Source organism: Mangrovibacter phragmitis, from assembly GCF_040429585.1.
Lineage (GTDB): Bacteria > Pseudomonadota > Gammaproteobacteria > Enterobacterales > Enterobacteriaceae > Mangrovibacter > Mangrovibacter phragmitis.
Map to the genome: position 1 here is coordinate 877,797 of NZ_CP134782.1, position 22,714 is coordinate 900,510.

21 protein-coding genes are annotated in these 22,714 nt (G+C 50.8%); 18 read left to right on the forward strand and 3 right to left on the reverse strand.

Annotation, left to right across the window (positions count from 1 at the left end; genetic code table 11):
- The first annotated feature begins 7 nt into the window (after positions 1–7).
- The 4 genes from MPHASIOC01_RS04140 (at position 8) to flgL (ending at position 4,782) form a co-directional block, all read left to right on the forward strand.
- Positions 8–1,105 carry a flagellar basal body P-ring protein FlgI gene (locus tag MPHASIOC01_RS04140; RefSeq protein ID WP_353614019.1) on the forward strand — a complete coding sequence of 366 codons (1,098 nt, stop codon included), beginning with the start codon at positions 8–10 and terminating at the stop codon, positions 1,103–1,105.
- Positions 1,105–2,073: a flagellar assembly peptidoglycan hydrolase FlgJ gene (gene flgJ / locus MPHASIOC01_RS04145; protein ID WP_353614020.1), complete on the forward strand. Its 969-nt coding sequence runs from the start codon at positions 1,105–1,107 to the stop codon at positions 2,071–2,073. Before MPHASIOC01_RS04140 ends, flgJ begins: the two co-directional genes overlap by 1 nt.
- A gap of 75 nt (positions 2,074–2,148) precedes the next feature.
- Positions 2,149–3,807, forward strand: a complete 1,659-nt coding sequence (flgK, locus tag MPHASIOC01_RS04150; RefSeq protein WP_353614021.1) for a flagellar hook-associated protein FlgK — start codon at positions 2,149–2,151, stop codon at positions 3,805–3,807.
- 12 nt (positions 3,808–3,819) lie between these two features.
- Positions 3,820–4,782, forward strand: coding sequence for a flagellar hook-associated protein FlgL (flgL, locus tag MPHASIOC01_RS04155; RefSeq protein WP_353614022.1), 963 nt, complete (start codon positions 3,820–3,822; stop codon positions 4,780–4,782).
- Positions 4,783–4,860: 78 nt separating this feature from the next.
- Here flgL and MPHASIOC01_RS04160 read toward each other — a convergent pair whose 3' ends face one another.
- Positions 4,861–6,090: an MFS transporter gene (locus tag MPHASIOC01_RS04160; protein WP_353614023.1), complete on the reverse strand. Its 1,230-nt coding sequence runs from the start codon at positions 6,088–6,090 to the stop codon at positions 4,861–4,863.
- A gap of 118 nt (positions 6,091–6,208) precedes the next feature.
- Between MPHASIOC01_RS04160 and MPHASIOC01_RS04165 the strand changes: the two genes are divergently transcribed.
- Positions 6,209–7,144 (forward strand): LysR family transcriptional regulator, encoded by a 936-nt coding sequence (locus tag MPHASIOC01_RS04165; RefSeq protein ID WP_353614024.1) that lies wholly within the window; start codon positions 6,209–6,211, stop codon positions 7,142–7,144.
- A 77-nt stretch (positions 7,145–7,221) separates the two neighbouring features.
- On the opposite strand, the gene rne is transcribed toward MPHASIOC01_RS04165, so the two are convergent.
- The gene (gene rne, locus MPHASIOC01_RS04170; RefSeq protein ID WP_353614025.1) at positions 7,222–10,446 is read right to left on the reverse strand and encodes a ribonuclease E; all 3,225 of its coding nucleotides are present in this window, start codon (positions 10,444–10,446) and stop codon (positions 7,222–7,224) included.
- Between the two features lie 573 nt (positions 10,447–11,019).
- On the opposite strand from rne, the gene rluC reads away from it, so the two are divergent.
- Positions 11,020–11,979 (forward strand): 23S rRNA pseudouridine(955/2504/2580) synthase RluC, encoded by a 960-nt coding sequence (gene rluC, locus MPHASIOC01_RS04175; RefSeq protein WP_064601366.1) that lies wholly within the window; start codon positions 11,020–11,022, stop codon positions 11,977–11,979.
- A gap of 181 nt (positions 11,980–12,160) precedes the next feature.
- Here rluC and MPHASIOC01_RS04180 read toward each other — a convergent pair whose 3' ends face one another.
- Positions 12,161–12,745: a nucleoside triphosphate pyrophosphatase gene (locus MPHASIOC01_RS04180; protein ID WP_064601365.1), complete on the reverse strand. Its 585-nt coding sequence runs from the start codon at positions 12,743–12,745 to the stop codon at positions 12,161–12,163.
- 141 nt (positions 12,746–12,886) lie between these two features.
- Here MPHASIOC01_RS04180 and yceD point away from each other — a divergent pair, with 141 nt between their 5' ends.
- The 12 genes from yceD (at position 12,887) to holB (ending at position 22,710) form a co-directional block, all read left to right on the forward strand.
- Positions 12,887–13,408 carry a 23S rRNA accumulation protein YceD gene (gene yceD / locus MPHASIOC01_RS04185; protein ID WP_064601364.1) on the forward strand — a complete coding sequence of 174 codons (522 nt, stop codon included), beginning with the start codon at positions 12,887–12,889 and terminating at the stop codon, positions 13,406–13,408.
- A 16-nt stretch (positions 13,409–13,424) separates the two neighbouring features.
- Positions 13,425–13,595, forward strand: coding sequence for a 50S ribosomal protein L32 (gene rpmF / locus MPHASIOC01_RS04190; RefSeq protein WP_036108199.1), 171 nt, complete (start codon positions 13,425–13,427; stop codon positions 13,593–13,595).
- Positions 13,596–13,607: 12 nt separating this feature from the next.
- Complete coding sequence (gene plsX, locus MPHASIOC01_RS04195) at positions 13,608–14,642, forward strand: phosphate acyltransferase PlsX (protein WP_064601363.1); 1,035 nt, start codon at positions 13,608–13,610, stop codon at positions 14,640–14,642.
- A gap of 6 nt (positions 14,643–14,648) precedes the next feature.
- Positions 14,649–15,602, forward strand: coding sequence for a beta-ketoacyl-ACP synthase III (locus tag MPHASIOC01_RS04200; protein ID WP_064601362.1), 954 nt, complete (start codon positions 14,649–14,651; stop codon positions 15,600–15,602).
- 17 nt (positions 15,603–15,619) lie between these two features.
- Positions 15,620–16,549, forward strand: a complete 930-nt coding sequence (gene fabD / locus MPHASIOC01_RS04205; RefSeq protein ID WP_064601361.1) for an ACP S-malonyltransferase — start codon at positions 15,620–15,622, stop codon at positions 16,547–16,549.
- Positions 16,550–16,560: 11 nt separating this feature from the next.
- Positions 16,561–17,295 carry a 3-oxoacyl-ACP reductase FabG gene (gene fabG, locus MPHASIOC01_RS04210; protein ID WP_064601360.1) on the forward strand — a complete coding sequence of 245 codons (735 nt, stop codon included), beginning with the start codon at positions 16,561–16,563 and terminating at the stop codon, positions 17,293–17,295.
- A gap of 263 nt (positions 17,296–17,558) precedes the next feature.
- On the forward strand, positions 17,559–17,795 hold the full coding sequence (gene acpP, locus MPHASIOC01_RS04215; RefSeq protein ID WP_003857954.1) for an acyl carrier protein: 237 nt from the start codon (positions 17,559–17,561) through the stop codon (positions 17,793–17,795).
- Positions 17,796–17,882: 87 nt separating this feature from the next.
- Entirely contained in the window at positions 17,883–19,124 is a 1,242-nt protein-coding gene (fabF, locus tag MPHASIOC01_RS04220) for a beta-ketoacyl-ACP synthase II (RefSeq protein WP_074388861.1), read from the forward strand.
- A 111-nt stretch (positions 19,125–19,235) separates the two neighbouring features.
- Positions 19,236–20,036 carry an aminodeoxychorismate lyase gene (pabC, locus tag MPHASIOC01_RS04225; RefSeq protein WP_064601358.1) on the forward strand — a complete coding sequence of 267 codons (801 nt, stop codon included), beginning with the start codon at positions 19,236–19,238 and terminating at the stop codon, positions 20,034–20,036.
- A gap of 10 nt (positions 20,037–20,046) precedes the next feature.
- Complete coding sequence (gene yceG / locus MPHASIOC01_RS04230; protein WP_064601357.1) at positions 20,047–21,066, forward strand: cell division protein YceG; 1,020 nt, start codon at positions 20,047–20,049, stop codon at positions 21,064–21,066.
- Complete coding sequence (tmk, locus tag MPHASIOC01_RS04235; RefSeq protein WP_353614026.1) at positions 21,056–21,709, forward strand: dTMP kinase; 654 nt, start codon at positions 21,056–21,058, stop codon at positions 21,707–21,709. Before yceG ends, tmk begins: the two co-directional genes overlap by 11 nt.
- The gene (holB, locus tag MPHASIOC01_RS04240) at positions 21,706–22,710 is read left to right on the forward strand and encodes a DNA polymerase III subunit delta' (protein WP_353614027.1); all 1,005 of its coding nucleotides are present in this window, start codon (positions 21,706–21,708) and stop codon (positions 22,708–22,710) included. The genes tmk and holB overlap by 4 nt, the downstream gene beginning before the upstream one ends.
- The last annotated feature ends 4 nt before the right edge of the window (positions 22,711–22,714 follow it).

Sequence of the window (22,714 nt, forward strand, 5' to 3'; positions counted from 1 at the left end):
GTGAATTATGTTTAAGTCAATTTTCGCAATCGGATTGCTGCTGGTGGCGACACTGGCTCAGGCAGACCGTATTCGCGATCTCACCACTGTACAGGGCGTGCGTGATAACTCACTTATTGGCTATGGCCTGGTGGTTGGGCTGGATGGAACCGGTGACCAGACGACCCAAACCCCGTTTACAACGCAAAGTTTGAATAACATGTTGTCACAACTGGGTATTACTGTTCCCACTGGCACCAATATGCAGTTGAAAAACGTTGCGGCAGTCATGGTGACGGCCGATTTACCCGCTTTTTCTCGCCAGGGGCAGCGTATTGATGTAGTGGTTTCTTCTTTGGGTAATGCAAAAAGTCTGCGGGGCGGCACGCTATTAATGACGCCTCTCAAAGGCGTGGACAATCAGGTCTATGCACTGGCACAAGGTAATATTCTGATTGGTGGAGCAGGGGCATCTGCGGGAGGGAGCAGTGTCCAGGTGAACCAGCTTAATGGCGGGCGAATAACCGGCGGGGCAGTTGTCGAACGTGAACTGCCAAGTAATTTTGGGAGTGGGAATACACTAACCCTGCAACTTAATCAGGAAGATTTCAGCCTTGCCCAACGGATTTCTGACACGATTAATCGCTCACAAGGTTATGGCGTTGCGCAGGCCATCGACCCCCGCACAGTACAAATTCATGTACCGCAAGGCAGTAGTTCACAGGTACGCTTTCTGGCTGATATCCAGAACCTGCAAGTGGATGTGCCAATTCAGGATGCCAAAGTGATTATAAATTCACGTACGGGTGCCGTGGTGATGAATCGCGAAGTGACGCTGGATAACTGTGCTGTGGCACAAGGGAATTTGTCGGTGACTGTCAATCAGCAGAATACAGTAAGCCAACCTAATACGCCCTTTGGCGGTGGACAAACTGTCGTGACACCACAAACGCAGATTGACATGCGTCAGAGTGGTGGCGCACTGCGCCGCATTAACTCAAGCGCCAACCTGAACAATGTGGTGCGTGCCCTCAATGCACTGGGTGCAACACCGATGGACTTAATGTCTATCCTGCAGGCCATGCAAAGTGCAGGGTGTCTGCGAGCGAAGCTGGAGATTATCTAATGATTAATGATACCCAGTTCATGGCCGGCGCTGCCTGGGATGCGCAATCGCTGAATGAATTAAAACGGGAAGTAGCGAACGACCCACAGGCTCACCTGAAAGCGGTAGCTAAAAAAGTTGAGGGGATGTTTGTGCAAATGGTACTGAAGAGTATGCGCCAGGCTTTGCCAAAAGATGGCCTGCTCGACAACGACCAAACCCGTTTGTACACCAGTATGTACGACCAGCAGATTGCGGATGACCTCAGTGCCAAAGGCCTTGGTCTGGCAGACATGATGGTAAAACAGATGACCAATGGCACGCAGTCACCGTCTGAAAAGGCGGGGACTGTGCCAATGAAACTCGATATGGACACCGTCATGCAGTATCAAAGTCAGGAGTTTACCCAACTGGTGCGTAAAGCTATTCCCAAAGCGCCTTCCAGTTCCGGGGCGATTGTTTCGTTTGCAGATAAAGACCTTGATGGTGACAGCAAAAACTTTCTGGCGCAGTTGTCTTTACCCGCCAAACTCGCCAGTGAACAAAGTGGTATTCCTCACCATCTGATTCTGGCGCAGGCGGCGCTGGAATCAGGGTGGGGGCAACGGCAAATTCGCACAGCCAGTGGCGCACCCAGCTTTAATATTTTTGGGGTAAAAGCAACAAGTGACTGGAAGGGCCCCACTACCGAAATCACCACCACTGAATTTGAAAATGGTCAGGCGAAAAAGGTGAAAGCCTCATTTCGCGTATACAGTTCTTACCTTGAAGCACTGTCAGATTATGTGAGTCTGCTGAGTAAAAACCCGCGTTATGCAGCGGTGACTACAGCGGCAACGGCAGAGCAGGGCGCTCAGGCATTGCAACGCGCGGGGTACGCAACAGACCCGGGCTACGCCAGCAAACTTACCTCATTGATTCAACAACTAAAATCCATGAGTGATAAGGTTTCTAAAGCGTATAACAATGATTTAAGCAATTTGTTCTGATTAGCCTCAAGTCCTGGCCTGAGCTGCCGATAATTTCAGTCGGGACCCGTGATTAAACGCTCAAAAGGAAACACCATGTCCAGTAGCCTGATCAACAGCGCGATGAGCGGACTGACTGCCGCGCAGACCGCTCTGAATACGGTAAGTAACAACATTTCGAACTATAACGTAACCGGTTATAGCCGCCAGACCACTATACTGGCTCAGTCTAACAGCACCCTTTCTGGTAAAAGCTGGATTGGTAATGGCGTGTATGTCAGTGGTGTTCAGCGTGAATACGATCAGTTTATTACCGGCCAGTTGCGCCAGGCGTCAAATCAGAGCAGTGCACTGTCGAGCCGTTATGATCAGGTTTCGCAAATAGATGACCTGTTATCCAGCACAACTACCAGCATTTCAACGTCATTACAGAGTTTCTTCTCTGCGCTGACTACATTGACCAGTAATGCCAGTGACTCTTCTGCCCGTGAAGCATTAATTGGCCAGGCTCAGGGGTTGGTAAACCAGTTTAAAACGACGGATAACTACCTGCGTAGCATGGACAATCAGGTCAATAGTGCGATTGATTCCAGTGTGCAGGAGATAAACACCTACACCAGCCAGATTGCTGATCTGAATAAAAAAATTGCGCAAATGACGGCAACAGGCGGTGGTGCCAGCCCGAACGACTTGCTGGACCAGCGCGACCAGCTGGTTAATCAGCTCAATAATATTGTTGGGGTAAATGTTACTGTTCAGGACGGAAATACTTACAACATCAGCCTTGGTAATGGTACATCCCTGGTCCAGGGATCTCGCTCATTTCAACTGGCGTCTGTGGCATCCTCTGCTGACCCTGGCCGGAAAACAGTAGCCTATGTTGATGAATCTGCCGGTAATGTTGAAATTCCGGAAAGCCAGTTGACCACAGGTTCACTGGGCGGCTTACTGACTTTCCGCACAACAGATTTAGATGCAGCGCGTAACCGTTTAGGGCAACTGGCATTATCTTTTGCGGGTTCGTTTAATACCCAGCATGAAGCCGGTTTTGATGCTAACGGTGATGCCGGACAGGCTTTCTTTGCGATTGGTTCTCCTGCCGTACTGAGCAATGCGAAAAATACCAGTGCGACGACGCTGACAGCCGCAGTGACAAACAGTTCATCAGTTCTTGCGACCGATTATAACGTTACCTGGAATGGATCTGCATGGTCTGTAACCCGCTCTTCAGATAACACAACTGTCACACCCACGATTGGTACTGATGGTAGCGGTAATACCACACTCGCTTTTGATGGACTGTCGGTTACTGTTTCGGGCACACCAGCGGCCAAAGACAGTTTTGTTGTTAAACCTGTCACCAACGCCATTGTCAACATGAACGTTTCGGTTACAGATGAAGCGAAAGTTGCCCTGGCCAGTTCTGCGACATCGGGTGAAAGTGATAACACCAATGCACAGGCGCTGCTTAATTTACAGGACAACAACCTGGTGGGTGGCAACAAAACCTTTAACGATGCTTACGCAAGCCTGGTGTCTCTGGTTGGTAACACCACCAGTACACTGAAGACAACCAGTACGACACAGGCGAATGTGGTCACACAGTTAACCAACCAGCAACAGTCTGTTTCAGGTGTAAACCTGGATGAAGAGTATGCCAACCTTCAGCGCTATCAGCAGTACTACCTGGCAAACTCCCAAGTGTTGAAAACCGCTTCAACCATTTTTGACGCGCTGCTATCCATTAATTCATAGGAGTCATGACCAATGAGAATCAGCACGCAAATGATTTTCGACCAGAATGTTCGCGGCATCACTCAGTCACAGGAAAAATGGTTGGGGTATGGCGAACAACTATCCACAGGTAAACGGGTAAATCGCCCTTCTGATGATCCTGTGGCAGCCTCTCAGGCAATTGTGGTCTCTCAGGCGCAGGCGCAGAACAGCCAGTATGCAACTGCACGAACTTTCGCAACGCAGAAAGTGTCCCTGGAAGAAAGTGTGCTAAGCCAGGTAACCAGTAGCATTCAAAGTGCGCAGGAAAAAATTGTGAATGCCAGTAATGGAACCCTGAGTGATGATGACAGAGCCTCGCTTGCGACGCAGTTGCAGGGGATTCGTGATGGATTGCTCAACCTCGCAAACAGCACTGATGGTAATGGCCGTTTCATTTTTGCCGGGTACAAAACCGGTAGTGCGCCTTTTGTTGATTCGTCAGGAACCGTGAACTATGTCGGGGGGACGCAGAATATTACCCAACAGGTTGATTCGGCACGGACAATGGTAATTGGTCACACAGGTTCAGAGGTGTTTGATTCAATTACCAGCAATGCCGTTCCTGAGCCTGATGGCAGTGCCAGCGAAACCAACTTATTTACCATGCTGGATACGGCGATTACGGCACTGAATACCCCACAGGAAGGTCTCGACCAGACAGGGAAAGATGCCCTGCAGGCAGTGGTTGATAAAACCAACCGTGGTCTGAGAAACTCACTCAACAACGTTCTTAAAGTTCGTTCCGAGCTGGGTACTCAGTTGAATGAGCTTGATAACCTCGATTCACTGGGCAGTGACCGCAGCCTGCAACAATCCCAGCAAATGAGCAACCTGGTCGATGCAGACTGGAACTCGGCGATTTCTTCATATGTGATGCAACAAACTGCGCTTCAGGCCTCTTATAAGGCCTTCAGCGACATGCAGGGGATGTCCCTGTTCAAACTCAATAGTTAGTGGCTTTACTCTTTTTGGTATGTCGTGAAACTGGGCATACCTTATCTGCCCGTACTGGCACCCCGGTACGGGATTTTTTTATTCTTCGGCAACACTGGGGGTAAGGCTGGCACAATGGCGGCGAATTGCCCACCAACGAATTGCCAGACTCAGTAAGCCTGCTGCGCTGGCGAGCACCAGTACACCGGGCCACCCACCGATTAACCATGCTTTACTACTCAGCACAGAGCCTGCAGCCATGCCAATAAATACCACAGTGAACAATAAGGCATTCAATCGCCCCCGCGCCTGAGGTTCAAGGCTGTACACCAGTGTCTGGTGGGCAATTAATGTTGACTGGAGGCCAAGGTCGAAACCAATTGCAGCCAGTGCTATCAGGCACAGTTGTGCATGCACAGACAGTAATGGTAGAAAAAACATGCTGGCGAAAGAGACCGTGACCAGTGCGGCTCCCATCACTGTTACGCGCTCCGGACCTATTTTGTCTGACAGACTACCTGATAACGGTGCTGCCAGTGCGCCAGCGGCACCCGCCAGGCCAAACCCCCCGGCTACAGCGCTACCGAGGTGGTAGTTCTCCAGCAGCATTAATGCCAGTATCGACCAGAATGCACTAAAGCCGATGGAAAGCAGGCCCTGAGCGACTGCCGCCATCCGCAAACCCGGGTAACGGCGCCATAGTGTCACCATTGAGCGCAGCAGACCAGGGTAGCTCAGCTCAGAATGTGTGGCAAACCTGGGTAGAACCCGCCACAGCACGATGCCAATAAGCAGAATGCTGAGTGCCGCGAGTTGATACATCGCTCGCCAGCCCAGCCAGGTGGCAACCAGGCCACTAACGGTCCGGGACAGTAATATACCCAATAGCAGGCCGGTCATTACCGTCCCGACAATTTTCCCCTGCCTGCCCGCCGGAGCCAGAATGGCGGCGGCAGGAACAATATCCTGAGCGATAGTCGCTGTCATTCCAATTAGCAGGCTGGTCGCCAGCAGCCCGTGTAACGAACCGGTAAAACTGCATCCGGCAAGTGTCAGAGCCAGAATAATACATTTGAACAAAATAATGGCCCGGCGATCATAACGGTCGCCGAGGGGAATCAAAAATAAGATACCTAACGCATAACCCATTTGCGTCAGAGTAGGGATTAATCCCATTCCATCAACAGAAAGTGATAATGACTGCCCCAGCAGTGGCAGGATAGGTTGCGCATAATAAATCGATGCGACACTCAACCCTGCTCCAGCAGCCAGTGAAAATATCAGACCCGCGCTTAGCGGGCGTTCAGAATGCAACGTCGTACCGGACATGGTTGTTTCCTCATCAGGACAAAGTGTGTATGGCCGGTATTGTGAGGGTGAAACCACTGGCGGTGTAGCCCATGCCGGTGTACAACAGTTATACGTATAACGTATAGCAGGCTACAGAGTGAAAACAACTGAGCGTATAGACAGAATTGAATTGCTTGAAACCTTTGTGCGCATTGTCGAAGCGGGTTCGTTATCAGCAGCGGCACGCCAGCTTGCTTTAACCCAGGCAACAGTTAGCCGGCGTTTAAAAACGCTGGAAACGATGCTGGGTGTTAAACTTTTACTGCGCACCACCCATGCGATGAGCCTGACGGAGGACGGTGAACACTGCTATCAGCATGCGCGTCATGTCGCGGGTTCATGGTCGGCGCTGGAAGACGAGTTGAGCAATGCGGACAACCAGCCATCAGGCTTGCTGCGTGTTCGTGCGCCTCATGCTTTTGGTCAGGACCAACTGATGGCGCCGCTCATCAATATGCTTGCCCGCTACCCTGGGTTGAATGTGGAATGGTTGCTTAATGACAAATCGCCGGACTTTATTGCAGATAACCTCGATTGCGCCATTCATGTCGGGGATGTAACGAATCCGGATACAGTCGCTATCCAGCTTGCTGAAGTGCCACGCATTGCAGTTGCTACGCCAGAGGTTGCTGCACGGGTAAACCCACTTACCCGGCCTTCAGAGTTAAGTCAGTTACCCTGGGTTTCAGTAAGTTCTTTTTACCGGAAAGCACTTATTCTGGCGAACCAGAAAGGTGAAACAGTTGAAGTAACACTTTCTCCCCGCTTATATACGGATAGTCTGTATGCGGCGCGCAGGGCTGCACTGGGCGGGGTAGGCGCTGTGGTGCTGTCAGCATGGATAGTTGAGCAGGATTTACGTAGTGGCGCGCTGGTTCATATATTGCCTGAGTGGCAGGCCTGGCCGTTACCTGTCTGGCTGCTCTACCCCTGGGCGAGTTACTACCCTGTAAGGTTACGGATGTTCATTGACTTAATGCGTGAGGTGATGCCCGGAGTCAGTGGTATGCAGGCAGGGAAACGTCAGCGGTGACAGGTGACCAGTTGTGTGATTGACAATAAAAAGGCCTGCTTAATAGCAGGCCTTTCCGTTGTTGCTGTTACACGCTGTTATGCCTGCGACTGTGGCCGTGTAGCGGGCGCAGCCGCCTGGTGGCTGGCACTGTGAGCACCAGCAGAGCCTTTACCCTCGAAATTCCATGCCGGGCGAACCCAATCACTGTGGCGTGCTGGCTCTGGCACATATACCGGAGCGGGTGCACGAGTGGCTGGCGCAGTCGCGGCGCCATGGAACTGGCGAGTTTCGCTATGATGAGGAGAAACATTTTCCACTACGGGACTATGTTCCACTTCTGGCTCTTCAGCAGGAAAGACCGTTGCTGCTTCAGGCTCGCTGGCGGAAACATCAGCCTGCTGCCCGGTAACCGGTGTTTCGACAGCGTTCACTGTTTCTGCTTCAGCCACCACAGGCGCGGCATCTTCTTTAACAGGTTCAACTTCTTCAACAGGTTCTGCTGCTTCAATTGGAAGGGCTGGTTCAACAGCAGCCGCTGCTCCGGTTTCTTCACTATTCACCATTGAGTTATCAATAGCCTGAGTTGTTGCTTCCTGTTCGCCAGCCACCGGTGCTTCAGGCTTGATGTCGGCAGGTGCAACCGGCACTGTGTCCACTTGTGCACTGTCTGCAGCAACAGGCAGAGAAGCGTTATCGGTTACGTCTGGTGACGCTTCAACCAGTACTGGCGCTTCCTGGACAACGTCATCTGCCGGGCGGGTTACCGGGTAGCGGATCCACACTTTGCCGGATGCCATTTCAGGCGAGGCACAGGCAACGGCTAAAGGCATAGGCGACTGCGACGGGTAACGCTCATCGCGGTAACGGCGGCGGCGCTGCCCACTAACACGCAGGTGGCGTGGAGAACGGCGTGAACGACGCGGCATATTGTTCTCGCGTACATCACTATTCTCTTCACCAGATTCAGGTTGCTCAACCTGAACCTCAGGTAACTGGCCGGTAGTTTCCTGAGGTGCCGGTACGCGCTCAGCGGCCGGTGCGTTTTCAACCGCAGCAACAGGCAGGCTGTTGTGGTTTTCAGCATCGGCTACACTTTCGATACGCACTTTCTCAGTAAGCTGGCGCTGTTTACGGCGTGGCATTACCTGAACACGAGTCTCTTTCTCTGCAGTTGCTGTTGAATCAACGGTATTTTCCGTTTCTTCATGTTGCAGGTTTTTCACTTCCTGCTGGGCCTGACGTTTCTCTTCAGTGCGGCGACGGTTACGGTCACGGCGAGACTGAATTTGCTCTTCACGGGTAGCCGGTTTGTTACTGCCTTCAGGTGCGGTGCCGCGAGGCTCACGGACTTCAGCATTTTGATTCTGACGGCGGCCGCGGCGGTTTTCATCGCGAGGTTGAACTGTGTTGTCAGATTCGTTACGCGGATTACGTTCGTTGCGCTCAGCGCGTTCATTACGCTCGTTGCGGTCCCGGCGCGGGTTACGACGGTTATTGCGACGGTCCTGCTGACGTTGGCCGCGGTCAGTTTTCTTCTCAACTTCTGGCTCAGCAACAGGCGCTTCTTTTGCGGTGTTTTCACTGGTACCGAAAAGGGACTTCAGTGCGCCAGCAATTCTGCCAAACAAGCCTGGGCCTGCAGGTGCGGCAGCCGGTGCCGTTTTTTCTGCAGAAGTTGCACGATGAGGTACTTCTGGCGGTGCAGGCGGTACATCCGGCATGGCAAAGGTGGCCAGTGCGGGTTGCTCAGGGCGTTTACGTTCCGCTTGCTCTTCCTCTGACGGCATCGCCATCGCCTCTTCGTGCAATTTTGGCAGCAGATAGCTCAGTGTCGGTGTTTCTTCACCTTTGCGTACCCGCACAACAGAGTAGTGCGGTGTTTCCATATTATCGTTCGGTACGATAACGCAACGGATATCCGGCTGGCGTTGTTCAATAGCACTAACTGCTGAGCGTTTCTCGTTCAGCAGGTAAGACGCGATGGGCACAGGAACAATGGCGTGAACTTCTTTGGTATTCTCTTTCAGCGCTTCTTCTTCAATCAGGCGCAGGATAGAGAGCGATAACGATTCGTTATCGCGAATAGTACCGGTACCGCTACAGCGTGGGCACACATGGTGGCTGGACTCACCCAGTGAAGGGCTGAGGCGCTGGCGAGACATTTCCAGTAGACCAAAGCGAGAAATATGGCTTATCTGGATGCGTGCGCGGTCCTGGCGTACGGCTTCCCGCAGGCGGTTTTCCACAGCCCGCTGGTGGCGTACTGGCGTCATGTCAATGAAGTCGATAACAATCAAACCACCCAGGTCACGCAGGCGCAATTGACGGGCAATTTCATCCGCAGCTTCCAGGTTGGTATTCAGTGCCGTTTCTTCGATATCGCCACCACGCGTTGCGCGCGCGGAGTTGATATCGATTGCAGTAAGCGCTTCCGTGGAATCAATAACAATTGACCCACCAGAAGGCAGACGCACTTCACGCTGGAAGGCAGATTCAATTTGCGACTCGATCTGGTAATGGCTGAATAACGGAATTTCCCCCGTATACAATTTTATTTTACTGGAGAAATCCGGGCGACCCAGTGCAGCGATGTGCTGGCGAGCCAACTCAACAATTTTCGGGTTATCAATCAGAATTTCACCGATGTCCTGGCGCAGATAGTCACGGAATGCGCGGACAATGACATTACTTTCCTGGTGAATAAGAAAAGGTGCCGGGCGGCTTTCAGCGGCTTTTTTGATAGCTTCCCAGTGACGCAGGCGGAAACTCAAATCCCACTGCAGAGATTCAGCAGATTTACCAACCCCCGCAGTGCGCACAATCAGCCCCATGCCGTCGGGCAATTCCAGGGAAGACAGTGCTTCTTTCAGCTCAGTTCTGTCCTCGCCTTCAATACGCCGTGAGATACCACCAGCACGGGGGTTGTTAGGCATCAGAACCAGGTAACTGCCAGCCAGGCTGATAAAGGTGGTTAGTGCGGCACCTTTGTTACCACGCTCTTCCTTATCGATTTGAACGATGACTTCCTGCCCCTCACGCAAAACATCTTTAATGTTTGGGCGACCATGAGAGGAATAGTTGGACGGGAAATATTCGCGGGCAATCTCTTTTAAAGGAAGGAAACCGTGTCTTTCAGCGCCATAATCAACAAATGCAGCTTCCAGACTGGGTTCAATGCGGGTGATTTTACCTTTGTAAATATTGGCTTTTTTTTGTTCATGCCCGGGGCTTTCAATATCCAAGTCATACAGACGCTGGCCATCTACCAGGGCAACGCGCAACTCTTCCTGCTGAGTTGCGTTAATTAACATTCTTTTCATCGTAACTTACTCGTTATTCTTACATTGACGACAGAACTGCGGGCAAGGTAATCGCTGACCGGATGTGAACCGATGGCCTCGTGACTATTCGCTAAGTCGTCAACCTCACGGTTGTCGCTTGCTGAGAGGCGCAGCGTGTCGGTAGCCTGTATTTCAAACGGAAAAACAGCGCTGTTTATAGGGGAACTGCCTGGGAATGTTTTCGCCAGAGAAGCTTCCATTTACCGGCCAGACTGCAACCCGCAGCCCGCTAACTGCCTGAAAGTACAAAACGTCTTACGCCATTGCTGCGTTGATGAACATTCAGGCAAAATTGGTAATTCCGCAAAATTCCTTGTTCTTACAGGTCTCAACGCGGAAAACCGCAACATTATTCCACTGCTGGGCCAGTTATAGCAAGATGACATTTGCCATTTATCACCTGGTTACTCACAGTTTTTTAACGTCACATTTCTGATTGTTGCAAATAGCAGCAAAAAAACACCCAAAGGCATTTTTAAACCGCCTGCGCAATAATATAAGCACAGAAAAATAAGTGGCGCTATGAGTCCGGGGTAATTAGAATCGCGCACCATGAAAACCGAGACACCAACCGTAAAAATAGTTGCTATTTCCGACGAGGAATCCGGGCAACGAATTGATAACTTTTTGCGCACACAACTGAAAGGTGTGCCCAAAAGTATGATTTATCGCATCCTGCGTAAAGGCGAGGTACGGGTAAACAAAAAACGTATCAAACCAGAGTATAAGCTGGTTGAAGGCGATGAAGTGCGCATTCCTCCGGTGCGCGTGGCTGAGCGGGAAGAAGATGCTGTATCGCCTCATCTGCAAAAAGTGGCTGCACTGACTGACGCCATTTTGTATGAAGACGACCATATCCTTATTCTCAATAAACCCTCGGGTACAGCGGTACATGGCGGCAGTGGGCTCAGTTTTGGTGTGATTGAAGGGTTGCGGGCATTGCGTCCCGAAGCGCGTTTTCTTGAGCTGGTACATCGTCTTGACAGGGATACGTCTGGCGTATTACTGGTAGCGAAAAAGCGCTCTGCACTGCGTTCGCTCCATGAGCAACTGCGGGATAAAGGAATGCAAAAAGACTACCTCGCCCTGGTGCGTGGTCAGTGGCAATCTCACGTTAAAGTCGTCCAGGCGCCACTTTTAAAGAATATTCTGAAAAGTGGTGAGCGCATGGTAAAGGTCAGTAGTGAAGGTAAACCGTCGGAGACTCGCTTCAAAGTGGAAGAGCGGTTTGGTTTCGCCACACTGGTTCGTTGCAGCCCGGTAACCGGGCGAACTCACCAGATTCGTGTGCATACGCTTCATGCCGGCCACCCTATTGCGTTTGATGACCGCTATGGAGACCGGGAGTTCGACAACCAGCTAAACGGCAGTGGGTTGGGGCGCCTGTTTCTTCATGCCGCTGCTCTGCGATTCACTCACCCGGCAACGGGCGAGACCATTCGCATTGAAGCCCCACTGGATGGTGAACTCAGGCAGTGCCTTAGCTATTTGCGCAAAACCAGCCGTGGCTGATTCTTATTTTACGCCGGGGGATGCTTTACCCGGCTGTAATCCTCTATATAGCCAGTCAAACGCAACTGCCTGTTGTTGTTCACAGGTCATTGGGCAGCGGTATTGCATTTTGAACTGTGATCAAGCAAAAACACGATGGCCGTATTGGGGCAGTTGCGGCCAGCGGAGCACGGATACGGCATTATTCGGCTAAAGGGTCTGCGCCTGCCGCGCGCAGCATTTCACATAAACGAATCAATGGCAGGCCAATGAGTGTATTGGGATCTCTGCTGTCAATACGCTCAAACAACGTTATTCCAAGCCCCTCACACTTAAAACTGCCAGCACAATGTAACGGTTGTTCTATAGTGACGTAACGGCGGATTTCAGGCTCTGAAAGGGAGCGAAACCAGACATCAACATGTTCAACATCAACCTGAATATGATTGGTTAGCGTATTAAGCAGGGCAATTCCGGTAGAAAAACGCACTTTTTTGCCTTGTGCAGCTAATAATTGTTTTACAGCGTTTTCAACTGTATGGGGTTTCCCGGTGATAATATTATTCAGTAAGCAAACCTGGTCACAACCAATAATTAAATGACCTGGATAAGCCCGTGCCAAAGAACGCGCTTTTTGCTCTGCGAGGCGCTTAACCAGTTGATCGGATGTTTCCCCCGCGAATGGTGTTTCATCTGTGTCCGGGCTTGCACAGGTAAATGGCAGAGTAAGCCGGTTAAGCAAGTCGCGGCGATACACGGAAGTGGAAGCCAGTATAATTGGAAGCATATTTTTTCTGTCATCTATAGCGAATTTGTTCGCCACATTTTAAACTGTGCAGCCGCAATGTGTGCGAATAAATGGCAAAAGGTGAGTCATAATGCCTTTTTCTTTGACTCTAAGACGTTACAAAGTTAATATGCGCGCCCTATGCAAAAGGTAAAATTACCCCTGACACTGGATCCGGTACGTACCGCTCAAAAACGCCTCGACTACAAGGGTATTTATACCCCTGAACAGGCGGCGCGCGTTGCTGAATCCGTCGTCAGTGTGGACAGTGATGTAGAATGCGAAATGTCGTTCGCAATTGATAACCAGCGTCTTGCCGTTATTACGGGTGAGGCGAAGGTGTCGGTTACTCTGACTTGTCAGCGCTGCGGCAACACATTTCCGCATCAGGTTCACACAACGTATTGTTTTAGCCCGGTCGTTTCTGACGAGCAGGCTGAAGCACTCCCGGAAGCGTATGAACCGATTGAGGTTAACGAGTTCGGTGAAATTGACCTGCTGGCTATGGTTGAAGATGAAATCATCATCGCTTTACCAGTAGTTCCGGTGCATGATTCTGAACACTGTGAAGTGTCCGAGGCGGACATGGTCTTTGGTGAACTGCCTGCAGAGGCGGAGAAGCCAAACCCATTTGCCGTATTAGCAAGTTTAAAGCGTAAGTAATTGAGGAGTAAGGTCCATGGCCGTACAACAGAATAAACCAACCCGTTCCAAACGTGGCATGCGTCGTTCTCATGACGCGCTGACCACTGCCAGCCTGTCTGTAGATAAAGTTTCTGGTGAAACGCACCTGCGTCACCACGTTACTGCTGACGGTTTCTACCGTGGCCGCAAGGTAATCGCTAAGTAATCTGGCGATACTTTGACACGTCTAACCCTTGCGTTAGATGCCATGGGGGGCGATTTTGGCCCTGCTGTGACAGTGCCTGCAGCTTTGCAGGCACTGGAATCTAATTCGCAACTGAACCTTCTTTTAGTCGGCAATCCCGACGCCATTACTCCATTACTTGCCAAAGCTGATTTTGACCAACGGTCACGTTTGCAGATTATCCCTGCTCAGTCAGTTATTGCCAGTGATGCCCGGCCATCGCATGCTGTGCGCAACAGCCGTGGCTCTTCCATGCGCGTTACGCTGGAACTGGTAAAAGAAGGGCGGGCTCAGGCCTGTGTCAGTGCCGGTAATACTGGCGCATTAATGGGTCTGTCGAAATTATTATTAAAGCCGCTGGATGGCATTGAGCGCCCGGCACTGGTAACGATGTTGCCACACCAGCAACGCGGGAAAACAGTGGTGCTGGACCTGGGGGCTAATGTGGACTGTGACAGTGCTATGCTGGTGCAGTTCGCTATTATGGGTTCTGTCCTGGCAGAAGAACTGTTAGGGCTGTCCCAGCCTCGTGTTGCGCTGCTGAATATTGGTGAGGAAGAAACCAAAGGTCCAGAGTCTATTCGCAATGCAGCGGCCGTTTTGGCTACACTGCCTGCTATTCATTACATCGGGTATCTGGAAGCAAATGAATTACTGACCGGAAAAACGGATGTGCTGGTCTGTGACGGTTTTGTTGGTAATGTGACACTAAAAACCATGGAAGGTGTGGTAAGAATGTTTCTTTCGCTGCTGAAATCGCAGTCGGAAGGGAAAAAAAGGGCGTGGTGGCTGATTTTATTAAAGCATTGGTTACAAAAAAGCCTGCAAAGGCGATTCAGTCACCTCAACCCCGACCAGTATAATGGCGCCTGTCTGTTAGGATTGCGCGGCACTGTAATTAAAAGCCATGGTGCGGCCAATCAGCGAGCGTTTGAAGTCGCGATTGAACAGGCAGTGCAGGCGGTGCGGCGGCAAATTCCTGAGCGAATTGCTTCTCGCCTGAAATCTGTATTACCCAAGAGTGACTGAGCGTACATGTATACAAAGATTATTGGTACGGGCAGCTATTTGCCTGAACTCGTGCGTACTAACGCCGACCTGGAAAAAATGGTAGAAACCACTGATGAGTGGATTGTTACTCGTACTGGGATCCGCGAGCGCCGCATTGCTGCGCCGGAAGAAACCGTTGCGACCATGGGTTATCAGGCTGCGTGTAATGCGCTGGATATGGCCGGTGTTGATAAAACACAAATTGGCTTAATTATTGTTGCCACAACATCTTCGACGCACGCGTTTCCAAGTGCTGCATGCCAAATTCAGGCGCAACTTGGTATCAAAGGTTGCCCCGCATTTGATGTGGGTGCAGCATGCGCGGGTTTTACTTATGCGCTAAGTATCGCTGATCAATATGTGAAAAATGGCACGGTTGATTACGCGCTGGTAATTGGTTCTGATGTGCTGGCCCGCACGCTGGATCCTGAAGATCGTGGCACAATTATTTTATTTGGTGACGGCGCCGGTGCGGTGGTGCTGTCCAAATCTGAAGAGCCCGGTATCATTTCCACGCATCTGCACGCTGATGGCTCTTATGGAGATTTGTTAACGCTGCCAAACCAGGATCGCGTGAACCCGGAAAACCCTTCCTGGCTGACAATGGCAGGGAATGAAGTCTTTAAGGTGGCGGTTACCGAGCTTGCGCATATTGTTGATGAGACACTGGAAGCCAATAACCTCAATCGCGAAGATCTCGACTGGCTGGTGCCCCATCAGGCGAACCTGCGTATTATTAGTGCGACTGCCAAAAAATTGCGTATGCCAATGGAAAGTGTGGTGGTGACGCTGGACCGGCATGGTAATACCTCTGCGGCATCGGTTCCGTCAGCACTGGATGAAGCGGTACGAGATGGGCGTATTAAGCCGGGTCAATTAGTTCTGCTGGAAGCCTTTGGTGGTGGGTTCACCTGGGGTTCTGCACTGGTTCGCTTTTGATTAGCAGGGACAAAAAAATGACACAATTTGCTTTTGTTTTCCCCGGACAGGGTTCTCAGTCAGTGGGTATGCTGGCTGAACTTGCTGCACAGTATCCGGTGATTGAAGAAACATTTCGTGAAGCCTCTGATGTGCTGGGTTATGACTTGTGGGCGTTAGCGCAACAAGGTCCGGCAGAAGAACTGAATAAAACCTGGCAGACACAGCCAGCATTGCTGACTGCTTCTGTTGCTTTGTGGCGTGTCTGGCAGCAGGCAGGCGGCAAAGCACCTGCACTAATGGCCGGGCACAGCCTGGGCGAATATTCTGCTCTGGTTTGTGCCGGTGTTATCGCATTTGCTGATGCGGTTCGTCTGGTTGAATTGCGCGGTAAATTCATGCAGGAAGCCGTGCCGGAAGGTACGGGTGCGATGGCAGCCATTATTGGTCTGGACGATGCGGCTATTGCGAAAGCATGTGAAGAATCAGCCCAGGGTCAGGTGGTTTCCCCGGTTAACTTCAACTCACCAGGTCAGGTGGTCATCGCTGGCAATAAAGAAGCAGTGGAAAGAGCAGGAGCAGCCTGTAAAGCAGCGGGTGCCAAGCGTGCACTGCCATTGCCGGTCAGCGTTCCCTCTCATTGTGCTTTAATGAAACCAGCGGCTGAAAAACTGGCAGTTGAACTGCAAAATATCGTATTTAATGCACCAGCCATTCCCGTTGTTAACAACGTTGATGTAAAATGCGAAACCTCTCCGGACGCTATCCGGGACGCATTAGTTCGTCAGTTGTACAGCCCGGTACTGTGGACTCAGACTGTAGAGTTCATGTCTGCTCAGGGTGTAAGTCACTTATTTGAAGCAGGTCCAGGTAAAGTTCTGACCGGGTTGACGAAACGTATTGTTGACACCCTGACTGCATCGGTCATCAATGAACCGGCTGCGCTGTCAGCGGCGCTTGAGCAATAATGAGGAACATTATGAGTTTTGAAGGTAAAGTCGCTCTGGTTACTGGTGCAAGCCGTGGTATTGGGCGTGCAATTGCAGAAACACTGGTTGCACAGGGTGCGAAAGTGATTGGTACGGCAACCAGCGAAAGTGGTGCCCAGGCAATCAGCGATTATTTAGGTGAACACGGGAAAGGTCTGGTATTGAATGTGACCGACCCGGCATCTATTGAGTCTGTTTTGGAAAACATCCGTTCTGCGTTTGGTGAAGTCGATATTTTGGTTAATAATGCCGGAATTACCCGAGATAATTTGCTTATGCGCATGAAAGATGATGAGTGGAACGATATTATCGAAACCAACTTATCATCAGTTTTCCGTCTGTCTAAAGCAGTAATGCGCGCTATGATGAAAAAGCGTCATGGTCGTATTATTACTATCGGTTCTGTGGTTGGTACCATGGGAAATGCTGGTCAGGCTAACTATGCTGCGGCAAAAGCCGGTCTGATTGGCTTTAGTAAATCACTGGCACGCGAAGTGGCGTCACGCGGCATTACAGTAAACGTAGTTGCTCCGGGCTTTATTGAAACGGACATGACGCGTGCGCTGTCTGATGATCAGCGTGCAGGTATTCTGGCGCAGGTTCCTGCGGGTCGCCTCGGTGACGCGAAGGAAATCGCCAATGCGGTTGTATTTTTGGCCTCTGACGACGCAGGTTACATCACTGGTGAAACTTTGCACGTCAATGGTGGAATGTACATGGTGTAACCACGCTATACTTTTTTGCCAGGAACGTCGTTGAATACAGATTGTCCACTTGTCTGAGTTATAATCAGGGAATGTGCGAAAATTCTGCGTTTATTGAGTCTGAGTGCTGAGAAGTAGAAAATTATTTGCGTTATTAGCGGTAATGCCCGCAAAATAGCGTAAAATCGTGGTAAGACCTGCCGGGATTTAGTTGCATCTTTTTCAACATTTTATACACTACGAAAACCATCGCGAAAGCGAGTTTTGATAGGAAATTTAAGAGTATGAGCACTATCGAAGAACGCGTTAAGAAAATTATCGGCGAACAGCTGGGCGTTAAGCAGGAAGAAGTTGTTAACAGCGCTTCCTTCGTTGAAGACCTGGGCGCCGATTCTCTTGACACCGTTGAGCTGGTAATGGCTCTGGAAGAAGAGTTTGATACTGAGATTCCGGACGAAGAAGCTGAGAAAATCACCACCGTTCAGGCTGCCATTGATTATATCAACGGACACCAGGCGTAAGTGACATCTCCAGGCGGTCATTCGACCGCCTGAGTTTTATCTTTTAGTCCCACGCGTATCAATAATTTCCCTCCCTGGAGGACAAACGTGTCTAAGCGTCGTGTAGTTGTGACCGGACTGGGCATGTTGTCTCCTGTCGGCAACACTGTAGAGACTTCGTGGAAAGCTCTGCTTGCCGGTCAGAGTGGCATCAGCCTGATCGACCATTTCGATACTAGCGCCTTTGCAACTAAATTTGCTGGCTTAGTAAAGGATTTTAACTGTGATGACTTCATCTCGCGTAAAGAACAACGCAAGATGGATGCTTTCATTCAATATGGAATTGTTGCTGGTATTCAGGCCTTTCAGGACGCCGGCATTGAAGTTACCGAAGCAAACGCCCATCGTATTGGTGCTGCTATTGGCTCTGGTATTGGTGGCTTAGGCCTGATTGAAGAAAACCATGGTTCACTGGTGAAAGGTGGTCCACGGAAAATTAGCCCGTTTTTTGTACCGTCCACCATTGTAAATATGGTCGCCGGGCACTTGTCTATTTTGTTTGGTTTACGTGGTCCAAGCATTTCAATCGCTACAGCCTGTACTTCTGGTGTTCATAATATTGGTCATGCTGCGCGTATTATCGCGTATGGCGATGCTGATGTTATGCTTGCTGGCGGGGCGGAAAAAGCCAGTACTCCTCTCGGTGTCGGTGGCTTTGGTGCTGCACGCGCTTTATCTACGCGTAATGATAACCCTCAGGGAGCAAGCCGTCCGTGGGATAAAGACCGTGATGGTTTTGTCCTGGGTGACGGTGCCGGTATTCTGGTACTCGAAGAGTATGAGCATGCTAAAAAACGTGGCGCTAAAATTTATGCTGAACTGACAGGTTTCGGCATGAGCAGCGATGCATACCATATGACCTCGCCACCAGAAGACGGCGCAGGCGCTGCGCTGGCTATGGTTAATGCACTGCGCGATGCGGGCATTACAGCTGAGCAGGTGGGGTATGTAAATGCCCACGGTACATCCACTTCTGCTGGCGATAAAGCAGAAGCCCAGGCTGTGAAAACAGTCTTCGGTGAAGCAGCACAACGTGTTCTGGTCAGTTCCACGAAGTCTATGACCGGGCATTTGCTGGGTGCTGCTGGTGCGGTTGAGTCAATTTTCTCGATTCTCGCACTGCGGGACCAGTCTGTTCCGCCAACCATCAACCTTGATAACCCTGATGAAGGCTGTGACCTCGATTTTGTGCCTCACGAAGCACGTCAGGTATCGGGGATGGAATATACGCTGTGCAACTCTTTTGGCTTTGGCGGTACTAATGGTTCGCTGATTTTCAAACGGGTATAACACCGTGAGTTAAGGCCCGTATATTACGGGCCTTAACTGTCTAAGATTCCTTCTATTGCCCTCAACTCCTCTGCCTGTCACACTAACGCATCCATGATGTGAGGATGAGTGATGTTCTTGATTAATGGTGCATACCAGACACACCTGCCTGCAAACGACCGGTCCATTCAGTTTGGCGATGGTTGCTTTACTACCGCGCGGATTGTTGCCGGTGAAATCCGTTTTTTATCTCTGCACATTGCTCGTTTGCAGCAAGCCTGCCAGCGTCTGTTTATCCCCTTTACCCAATGGCAAACTCTGGAAACAGAAATGACTGAGGTGGCCCGCTCTCAGGATTATGCTGTCCTGAAAGTGATTATCAGCCGTGGGAGTGGCGGTCGGGGTTACAACCCGACGCAATGTGACAATCCGGTAAGAATAATGTCTGTCTCACGTTTTCCTGACTTTTATGCAGAATGGAAAAATACGGGAGTCACACTGGGCCTCAGTTCTGTTCGCATGGGGATTAACCCCTCTCTGGCTGGTATAAAACACCTTAACCGGCTTGAACAGGTTCTTATTCGGGCGGAACTTGAACAGGCAAACCAGCATGAGACCATTGTCCTTGACAGTGATGGCATGATGGTGGAATGTTGTGCCGCTAATTTATTCTGGCGAGAAGGCGAGGCTGTATACACGCCATACGTTGACCGCTCTGGTGTGAACGGAACAATGCGCCAGCATATAATGGCTGAGTTAACGCGGCAGGGCAGAGTTGTTCGTCAAATACGGGCTACCCCTGATGCGTTGCTGCACGCCGATGAAGCCTTCATCTGCAATGCTTTGATGCCAATAATTCCGGTCCGGCAGGCCATCGCCACAAGGTACACATCACGAGAGTTGTATTCCTTCCTTGCCCCATTATGTGAGTAGAAATATTGTCATGAAAAAAATGCTGCGCCTCGTTCTTGTACTCGTACTTCTGCTGGCTGTTGCCGCTGGTGCGGGTTACTGGAAAGTCCGTAAGCTTGCAGTGAGTTCACTGCTGATTAAGCAAGAAACCTATTTTACCCTGAAACCCGGCACGGGCCGTTTGGCGCTTGGTAATCAACTTTATGCTGAAAAAATTATCAATCGTCCGCGCGTTTTCCAGTGGCTGTTGCGCCTTGAACCTCAACTGGCTAACTTCAAAGCGGGGACTTATCGCCTGACACCTGATATGACAGTTCGTCAATTAATGTTGTTACTGGCAAGTGGTAAAGAAGCGCAGTTTCCCCTGCGTCTGGTGGAAGGGCAAACCGTACATCAGTGGCTGGCTCAGTTACGGGAAGCTCCTTATATCCGGCATACCCTGAAGGGCGACAGTTATAGTGCAGTGGCCAAAGCACTGGATATACCGGAAAACGAAGTGGAAGGGGGGTTCTACCCGGATACATGGTTATATACCGCTGGCACAACAGATGTGGCGATACTGGAACGCGCACATCAAAAAATGATGAATACAGTAGCAAGCATTTGGGCGTCAAAGGCTGATAATCTGCCGTACAAAAATAGCGAACAGATGGTTACCATGGCTTCCATCATTGAAAAAGAAACGGCCATTGCCAGTGAGCGGGAACTGGTTGCCTCGGTATTCATTAACCGATTGCGTATTGGCATGCGTTTGCAAACCGATCCAACAGTAATTTACGGTATGGGCGCAGACTGGAATGGCAAACTGACACGTAAAGATCTTGAAACAGCAACACCTTATAACACCTATGTAATTAGTGGGTTGCCACCAGGCCCGATTGCTATTCCGAGTATAGCTTCATTGAAGGCTGCGGCTCATCCGGCAAAAACCCCCTATCTTTATTTTGTCGCTGATGGCAAAGGTGGGCATACGTTCAGTACTAATCTGGCCAACCACAACAAAGCTGTACGGGCATGGATCAACACATTAAAGGAAAAAAATGCGCAGTAAATTTATAGTGATCGAAGGCCTTGAGGGCGCGGGTAAAACCAGCGCGCGTGATGTCATTGTTGAGACATTGCAGTCTCGGGGTATTTGCGATCTCGTGTTCACCCGTGAACCCGGTGGTACGATCCTGGCAGAAAAACTACGCAGCCTGGTGCTGGATATCAAAGCCGTCGGCGACGAAGTCATTACAGATAAAGCCGAAGTGCTGATGTTTTATGCCGCCCGGGTTCAGTTGGTAGAAACGGTCATTAAACCGGCACTGGCGCGCGGTGCCTGGGTCATTGGTGACCGCCACGATTTATCTACCCAGGCTTACCAGGGAGGAGGGCGCGCGATTGATACCCGGTTATTAGAAACCCTGCGTAATACTGTGCTGGGTGATTTCGCACCAGACCTGACACTGTATCTTGATGTCGACCCTAAAATTGGGCTGGCCCGGGCCAGAGCCCGGGGCGAACTCGATCGCATTGAAACGGAGTCCCTGGCGTTTTTTGACCGGACACGGGCACGCTACCTGGCGCTTGCCGCACAGGATGAGCGTATTGCGACGGTTAATGCTAATGCATCTCAGGCAGAGGTTGCTGAGGCTATTCGTCGTACGTTACATGAAACGCTGGCTCACTGGGAAAAAGGTGACAGTGAATGAAATGGTACCCATGGCTGCGCCCGGCCTTTGAAAAATTGTCAGGGCAGTATCAGGCCGGGCATGGGCATCCAGCGTTACTCATTCATGCCATTCCTGGAATGGGGGAAGATGCCCTGTGTTATGCACTGGCACGTCTGAAAATGTGCCAGTCGCCGCAAGGTAACAAAAGTTGTGGGCAGTGCCGTGGGTGCAAGTTAATGCAGGCAGGAACGCACCCGGATTACACCGTAGTCGTGCCAGAGAAAGGGAAGCAGAATCTCGGTATCGATGTTATCCGCGATGTCACCGATAAACTGTATAACCGTGCAAGCCTCGGTGGTGCAAAAGTGGTGTGGATTAAGGATGTCACACTACTGACTGAAGCGGCGGCTAACGCATTATTAAAAACGCTGGAAGAGCCGCCGGAGCATACCTGGTTCCTTATGGCCTGCCACGAACCGGATAAGCTACTGCCAACGCTGCGTAGCCGCTGTTTTCATTTCTCGTTAGGTGTGCCCGATGAGCCCTGGGCTCAGGCATGGTTACAACGCGAGTCAGGCTCTGATACAGTACAATGCCTTGCTGCTCTAAGGCTATCCTGTGGTGCACCGGCGGCGGCGTTATCGCTGTTACAACCTGACAACGCAGCACTGCGCAATAAATTTTTTGAGCAGTTAACCCAGGCGCTCAATAACCGCGAATTCTACAGTTTACTGGCGGTGATGAACCAGGAGCGAGCCACAGACATATTGTGGTGGTTTTCGACATTATTAGTTGATGCACTTAAGCTGCAGCAGCACGCCGGGCAGTCTGTCATGAATGTCGACAGGTTGCTACTGGTGGAACAACTGGTTGAGTTTCCTGGAATGGTACTTCAGGCGATTTGCAATACAGTGTTTCAATTACGAGCACAATTGCTGGCTGTTCCGGCGATTAACCGCGAACTGTTACTGGCGGAGCAGCTACTGGCCTGGGAACATTACCTGCAACCGGGAGCACCCCTCCCGTCAATACATCTGTAAGAGA

Excerpts from the sequence above, each read along its gene's own strand:
- yceG (WP_064601357.1), top strand. The coding sequence starts at position 20,047 with ATGAAAAAAATGCTGCGCCTCGTTCTTGTACTCGTACTTCTGCTGGCT.
- tmk (WP_353614026.1), top strand. The coding sequence starts at position 21,056 with ATGCGCAGTAAATTTATAGTGATCGAAGGCCTTGAGGGCGCGGGTAAA.
- rluC (WP_064601366.1), top strand. The coding sequence starts at position 11,020 with ATGAAAACCGAGACACCAACCGTAAAAATAGTTGCTATTTCCGACGAG.
- MPHASIOC01_RS04200 (WP_064601362.1), top strand. The coding sequence starts at position 14,649 with ATGTATACAAAGATTATTGGTACGGGCAGCTATTTGCCTGAACTCGTG.
- flgK (WP_353614021.1), top strand. The coding sequence starts at position 2,149 with ATGTCCAGTAGCCTGATCAACAGCGCGATGAGCGGACTGACTGCCGCG.
- pabC (WP_064601358.1), top strand. The coding sequence starts at position 19,236 with ATGTTCTTGATTAATGGTGCATACCAGACACACCTGCCTGCAAACGAC.
- fabD (WP_064601361.1), top strand. The coding sequence starts at position 15,620 with ATGACACAATTTGCTTTTGTTTTCCCCGGACAGGGTTCTCAGTCAGTG.
- MPHASIOC01_RS04180 (WP_064601365.1), bottom strand. The coding sequence starts at position 12,745 with ATGCTTCCAATTATACTGGCTTCCACTTCCGTGTATCGCCGCGACTTG.
- fabG (WP_064601360.1), top strand. The coding sequence starts at position 16,561 with ATGAGTTTTGAAGGTAAAGTCGCTCTGGTTACTGGTGCAAGCCGTGGT.
- flgJ (WP_353614020.1), top strand. The coding sequence starts at position 1,105 with ATGATTAATGATACCCAGTTCATGGCCGGCGCTGCCTGGGATGCGCAA.
- rpmF (WP_036108199.1), top strand. The coding sequence starts at position 13,425 with ATGGCCGTACAACAGAATAAACCAACCCGTTCCAAACGTGGCATGCGT.
- acpP (WP_003857954.1), top strand. The coding sequence starts at position 17,559 with ATGAGCACTATCGAAGAACGCGTTAAGAAAATTATCGGCGAACAGCTG.
- yceD (WP_064601364.1), top strand. The coding sequence starts at position 12,887 with ATGCAAAAGGTAAAATTACCCCTGACACTGGATCCGGTACGTACCGCT.
- holB (WP_353614027.1), top strand. The coding sequence starts at position 21,706 with ATGAAATGGTACCCATGGCTGCGCCCGGCCTTTGAAAAATTGTCAGGG.
- rne (WP_353614025.1), bottom strand. The coding sequence starts at position 10,446 with ATGAAAAGAATGTTAATTAACGCAACTCAGCAGGAAGAGTTGCGCGTT.
- flgL (WP_353614022.1), top strand. The coding sequence starts at position 3,820 with ATGAGAATCAGCACGCAAATGATTTTCGACCAGAATGTTCGCGGCATC.
- MPHASIOC01_RS04140 (WP_353614019.1), top strand. The coding sequence starts at position 8 with ATGTTTAAGTCAATTTTCGCAATCGGATTGCTGCTGGTGGCGACACTG.
- MPHASIOC01_RS04160 (WP_353614023.1), bottom strand. The coding sequence starts at position 6,090 with ATGTCCGGTACGACGTTGCATTCTGAACGCCCGCTAAGCGCGGGTCTG.